Source organism: Streptomyces anatolicus (assembly GCF_019400875.1).
GTDB classification, from domain to species: Bacteria; Actinomycetota; Actinomycetes; order Streptomycetales; family Streptomycetaceae; genus Streptomyces; species Streptomyces anatolicus.
Genome location: NZ_WMBF01000420.1, coordinates 1 through 5611, shown reverse-complemented (window position 1 = coordinate 5611; position 5611 = coordinate 1). Strand labels below are relative to the sequence as shown.

6 protein-coding genes are annotated in these 5611 nt (G+C 70.3%); 4 read left to right on the top strand and 2 right to left on the bottom strand.

The window, feature by feature from the left end:
* Position 1 precedes the first annotated feature (1 nt).
* On the top strand, positions 2-580 hold the full coding sequence (locus tag GKQ77_RS26490; protein WP_219691450.1) for a biotin transporter BioY: 579 nt from the start codon (positions 2-4) through the stop codon (positions 578-580).
* On the opposite strand, the gene GKQ77_RS26485 is transcribed toward GKQ77_RS26490, so the two are convergent.
* Together GKQ77_RS26485 and GKQ77_RS26480 are read right to left on the bottom strand one after the other, a co-directional pair.
* Complete coding sequence (locus tag GKQ77_RS26485) at positions 577-1917, bottom strand: FAD-binding oxidoreductase (RefSeq protein ID WP_308117799.1); 1341 nt, start codon at positions 1915-1917, stop codon at positions 577-579. The genes GKQ77_RS26490 and GKQ77_RS26485 overlap by 4 nt on opposite strands.
* A 114-nt stretch (positions 1918-2031) precedes the next feature.
* Positions 2032-3486, bottom strand: a complete 1455-nt coding sequence (locus GKQ77_RS26480) for an amino acid permease (RefSeq protein WP_219691448.1) — start codon at positions 3484-3486, stop codon at positions 2032-2034.
* A gap of 173 nt (positions 3487-3659) precedes the next feature.
* Here GKQ77_RS26480 and GKQ77_RS26475 point away from each other — a divergent pair, with 173 nt between their 5' ends.
* From GKQ77_RS26475 to GKQ77_RS26465, 3 genes are all read left to right on the top strand, one after another.
* Positions 3660-4145, top strand: coding sequence for a ribose-5-phosphate isomerase (locus GKQ77_RS26475; protein WP_219691447.1), 486 nt, complete (start codon positions 3660-3662; stop codon positions 4143-4145).
* A gap of 172 nt (positions 4146-4317) precedes the next feature.
* Positions 4318-5151, top strand: a complete 834-nt coding sequence (locus GKQ77_RS26470; protein ID WP_219691446.1) for an Fpg/Nei family DNA glycosylase — start codon at positions 4318-4320, stop codon at positions 5149-5151.
* Positions 5152-5248: 97 nt separating this feature from the next.
* A complete protein-coding gene (locus GKQ77_RS26465) occupies positions 5249-5503 on the top strand; it encodes a superinfection immunity protein (RefSeq protein WP_219691445.1) in 255 nt (84 codons plus the stop codon).
* The last annotated feature ends 108 nt before the right edge of the window (positions 5504-5611 follow it).

The following is a 5611-nucleotide window of genomic DNA, read 5'->3' as shown; positions in this document are numbered from 1 at the left end:
GATGAGCATCGCCGCTGCCACCACCCGCCCCGGCCAGGTCCTCGCCGACCTGCTGCCCGCGTCCCGCGTGAAGGACGCGGCGCTCGTGCTCGGCGGCGCCGCGCTCACCGGGATCGCCGCCCAGATCGCGGTGCCCGTACCGGGCTCGCCCGTTCCGGTGACGGGGCAGACCTTCGCCGCGCTGCTCGTCGGCACCGCGCTCGGCGCCCGCCGCGGCTTCCTCTCCCTCGCGCTCTACGCCGTCGTCGGCATGGCCGGCATGCCGTGGTTCGCGCAGGCGAAGTCGGGCGCCGCGCTCCCCACCCTCGGCTACATCCTCGGCATGCTGCTCGCCGCCACCGTCGTGGGCGCCCTCGCCCGCCGCGGCGCCGACCGCTCGGTCCTGCGCATGGCGGGCACGATGGCGCTCGGCTCCGCGATCATCTACGCGGTCGGCGTCCCCTACCTCGCCGTCTCGACCGGCATGTCGCTGACCCAGGCCGTCGCCGTCGGGCTCACGCCCTTCCTGATCGGCGACGCCCTGAAGGCCGCCCTCGCGATGGGCGCGCTGCCCACGGCCTGGAAGCTGCTCGACCGCTAAGGCCTCAGCTGACGCACGCTGTAGTTCCGCCTGAAGAGGTTCGCCGGGTCGTACGTGGCCTTCAACTCGGCGAGCCTCTTCCGCGTATCGGCGTCGTACAGCCCCTCGGGCCGGTCGCCACCGCCGAACGCGAAGTTCAGCGAGCGCCCCAGCCGCTGCCCCGCCACACACCCGAACGCCCGCGCGTGCACCTCCCGGGCCACAGAGACACCGGCGCCACCCGCGCCCTCCAAAGGCGAGAGGATCCGCACCAGCCACCCCGCCTCCCGATAGGGCACCGCGTTCGGCGCGGGCCGCCCGAGCGCCCCGCCCAGGTGGTTGATCTGCACGACGTGCATCGCGTCGGCGTCCGGCCCGGTCAGCGCGAGCAGTTCACCGGCACCGGCGACATCGAGGTCGCTCAGGAACACGCTGTCCCCGTAGTACGCGTGCGGGAAGTCCGGGTCGCTGTGAATGGTGGGGCTCTCGGTGTACGGCATCTCCCGCAGCGTGTCCGACACGGCGGGCCCGAGCGCCCGCAACGGCGCCACAAGCCGCTCGCCCTCGGCCGCCGCGCCCGTGAAGGCGACGCGCACCGAGACCAGATAGCGGCCCCGCAGCGGGGGCGGGAGCTGGGGCAGGTCCGGGTAGACGACCGCCGCGAGCGAAGAGGTCAGCTCGTCGGGCAGGGCCCGCGTCCACTCCTCGTAGCCGCGCAGCAGCGCCGCCGGTTCCGTCGTACGCCCGTCGAACGTGATCGCCCCGCCGTAGAGCCTCGCCACCGGCACCAGGCCGATCTCCAGCTCCGTGACCACGCCCAGGTTCGCACCGCCGCCGAGCAGGCCCCAGAACAGCTCGGGGGCGCTGTCCGCGGTGACATGGCGCAGGGTGCCGTCGGCCGTCACCACGCTCAGGGAGCGGACATGGTCGGCCGCGTACCCGAACTTCCGGGCGAGGATGCCAAGACCGCCGCCCAGCGTGTACGAGACGACGCCCACACCCGGCGCCGAGCCGTTCAGCGGGGCCAGCCCATGGGGCGCCGCCGCCTCGACGACCTGCCCCCAGCGGGCCCCGGCGCCCACCGTGACGGTCCGGGCATCGGCGTCGACCTGTACGGAGTCCATGCGCCGCGTACTGATCAGAACGCCGCCCTCCGAGGCCCCGGGAAGCCCGTGCCCGGTGGCCTGCACCCCTACGGGCAACCCCTGCCCGGCGGCGTACGCCACGGCGGCGACGACGTCCTCGGCGCTGGTGGCGCCGACGACGAGGTCGGGCCGGGCCACGAAACCGGTCTGGAATCCGGCGAGCCCGTCCTCGTACCCGGGGTCGCCGGGCCGGAACACGAAGTGCTGGTCGATGAAATCCACGGGGTCCTCCGTTGAGCCGCGTAATGCCTGATCAACGGAGAGGGTCCCGCGAAAAGCTGACAACTACCGTCAACTAATCACGGGACCCGGGAAAGAAGTTAAGGATCAGGCGTCGACCCTCGGCCGGACCTTCTCCCGCACCAGCGAGAACACGACCACGAACGCGGCCGCCAGCAGCGAGAGCAGCACCTGCTTGCGCCCGGTCTCGTCGGTCAGCATGTAGACGAGGACGAACGAGATCATCGCGATGGTGACCCACGTCAGATACGGGAAGAGCCACATCCGCACGACCAGCTTCTCCGGCTCCTCGCGCAGGATGATCCCGCGCATCCGCAGCTGCGTGAAGCAGATCATCAGCCATACGAAGAGGGCCACCGCGCCCGACGAGTTGAGCAGGAAGTCGAAGACGGTGTCCTTCCACTGGTAGTTGAACCAGACGGCGATGAAACCGAAGACGACCGAGCCGAGGATCGCGGCCACCGGCACGCCCCGCTTGTTCGTCTGCGCGAAGGACTTCGGCGCGTCGCCGCGCTGGCCGAGCGAGAAGGCCATGCGGGAGGCGGTGTAGAGCCCGGAGTTGAGGCAGGACAGTACGGCGGTGAGGACGATGACGTTCATGACCTGACCGGCGTGCGGGATGCCGATCGAGTTCAGCGCGGCGACATAGCTGCCGTCCTTGGTGATCGACTTGTCGTCCCACGGAAGGAGCGTGACGACGACGAAGATCGAGCCCAGGTAGAAGACGCCGATGCGCCAGATGACGCTGTTCGTCGCCTTGGTGACCGCGCGCTGCGGGTCCTCGGACTCACCGGCGGCCAGCGTGACGATCTCGCTGCCCATGAAGGAGAAGACGACCATCAGCACACCGGTGAGGATGGCGCCCGCGCCCTGGGGCATGAAGCCGCCCGCGTCCGTGAGGTGCGCGAATCCGGCGCCCGGGTTGTCGGAGCCGGGCAGCACGCCGAAGACGGCGAGCAGACCGATGACGACGAAGCCGCCGATCGCGACGACCTTGATCCCGGCGAACCAGAACTCGAACTCTCCGTACGAGCCGACCGAGACGAGGTTCGTGGCGGTGAGCACCACCATCACGATGAGCGCCCAGCCCCACTGGGGGACGGCGGGTATCCAGCCGTTGAGGATCACGGCACCGGCGGTGGCCTCCACCGCGAGCACCACGACCCAGAAGAACCAGTAGAGCCAGCCGATGGAGAAGCCGGCCCAGCGGCCGAGCGCCTGGTCGGCGTAGGTGGAGAAGGAGCCGGAGGTGGGCCGTGCGGCGGCCATCTCACCGAGCATCCGCATCACGAGGACGACCATCGTGCCGACGAGGGCGTACGAGACGAGGATCGCGGGCCCGGCGGCGGCGATGCCGGAGCTTGAGCCGACGAAGAGACCGGCGCCGATCACGCCGCCGATCGCGATCATGGAGAGGTGGCGGTTCTTGAGACCCGCTTTCAGGCCTTCGCCGGTGTCGCCGGTGCCGCTGCCGTCAGACCGCTGATCCCCAGGGGATGGGGGAGTGCTGTCTGCCTTCGCAAGGGAGGGTTGCGAGGTCATGGACGAATCCTTAAGTTCTCGGGTCACGAGCCCCCGCATTCAAACTCAGGAGCGATCGGGACGGAAGTCCTGAATCCGGATCGTTGCATTCCAGCCGTTTGGCCTGGACCTAGGTCCCGGAGGCTCGGCCCCGGTCGCGGATACCCGGCGCGGGGCGTGCCACACTCGGACGCATGCGCGTGTACCTCGGCTCGGATCATGCCGGCTACGAACTCAAGAACCACCTGGTCGAATGGCTCAAGAGCCACGGCCACGAGCCCGTCGACTGCGGGCCCCACATCTATGACGCCCAGGACGACTACCCGCCGTTCTGCCTGCGCGCCGCGGAGAAGACCGCCGCGGACCCCGACTCCCTCGGCATCGTCATCGGCGGCTCCGGCAACGGCGAGCAGATCGCCGCGAACAAGGTCAAGGGGGTGCGGGCGGCGCTGGCCTGGAGCGAGGAGACGGCGGCGCTCGGGCGCCAGCACAATGACGCGAACGTCATCTCTATCGGCGGCCGGATGCACACCCAGGAGGACGCGACCAAGTTCGTCGAGATCTTCTTGAGCACGCCGTACTCGGGTGAGGCCCGCCACACCCGCCGAATCGACATGCTGTCGGCCTACGAGTCCACGGGCGAGCTTCCCCCCATCCCGGCCGGCCACCCCGAGCAGTAGCGGTCCCCTCCGCCGGGCGGCGCTGCCATGTCAGCCCGTCCGGCGTTTGAGGACGAGCCCTTAAGGCGATTTTTGACCGCAGCCCCGAGCTTCAGCAAGGCCACGGGGCTCCGCCCCGAACCCCGCTCCTCAAACGCCGGAGGGGCTGGAATCCCAACCCCCGGAGGGACCCTTGCCGGAGGGCCACACCATCCACCGCCTGGCGCACGAGCATCGGACCCGGTTCCAGGACCGCCCAGTCCAGGCCACCAGCCCCCAAGGCAAGTTCAGCGACAGCACCGCCCTCATCACCGGCCAGGTGATGGAAACCGCCGAGGCCCACGGCAAGCACCTCTTCCTGGGGTTCGGGGACGCCGACTGGGTCCACGTCCACCTGGGCCTCTTCGGCAAGTACGCCCTCGGCGAGCACCCCGCGCCGCCCCCCACGGACACCGTCCGCCTCCGCCTCCGGAACGAGACGTACTACTCCGACCTGCGCGGCCCGACCACCTGCGCCCTCATCACCCCCGAGGAGAAGCAGGCGATACACGAGCGCCTCGGCCCGGACCCCCTCAGGGAAGGGGACGACCCGGGCAAGGCGTACCGCCGGATCTCCCGGAGCCGTACCACCGTCGCCGCGCTCCTCATGGACCAGAAGGTCATCTCCGGCGTCGGCAACGTCTACCGCGCCGAGGTCCTCTTCCGGCACGGCATCGACCCGTACACCCAGGGCAAGGACCTCACCGAGGCCCGCTGGGACGCGATCTGGGCGGACCTCGTGGAGCTGATGCGCGAGGGCGTCCGGCTCAACCGGATCGACACCGTCCGCCCCGAGCACACGCCGGAGGCGATGGGCCGCCCGCCGCGCGTCGACGACCACGGCGGCGAGGTGTACGTCTACCGCAGGGCGAACCAGCCCTGCCACATCTGCGGCGGCCAGATCCGCACCGCCGACCTCGCCGCCCGCAACCTCTTCTGGTGCCCCACCTGCCAGCGGCCCGGCCGGACGGCCCGACGGCGCGGCTAAGATCGGCTCACCAGTTCGATCGCCTGACCAGCGATCGCTTCACCAGCCCAGCGCAGCTCGGCGCAGCGGCTCGGCTCAACTCGGCGGGGGAACCTCCATGTTCAAGTTCGACATGCCCGGACTCGATCTCGGCTTCGGCGCCAATCTCGGCTCCATCGGCGGCCTCGCCCTCGCGACGCTCGTCATCGTGCTCTACCTGGCGCCGTCCCTCATCGCCTTCAACCGAGGCGTCGAACTCCGCTGGGCGATCCTCATACTCAACGTCGCCGTCCACGATTCCGGAATAGCCTGGCTGGTCGCCCTCTACCTCGCCACCCGCAAGGTCAAAACCCCCCTGGACCAGCCCGCCTGAGCCGCCGCGCAGGCCCGCCCAGGCTCCTCAGAACCCATGCGGCAGCCACGGCGCCACAGCCGACCCGAAAGCCACCGACGCCTCCGCCAGCGCCCCCCGCCGCAGCTC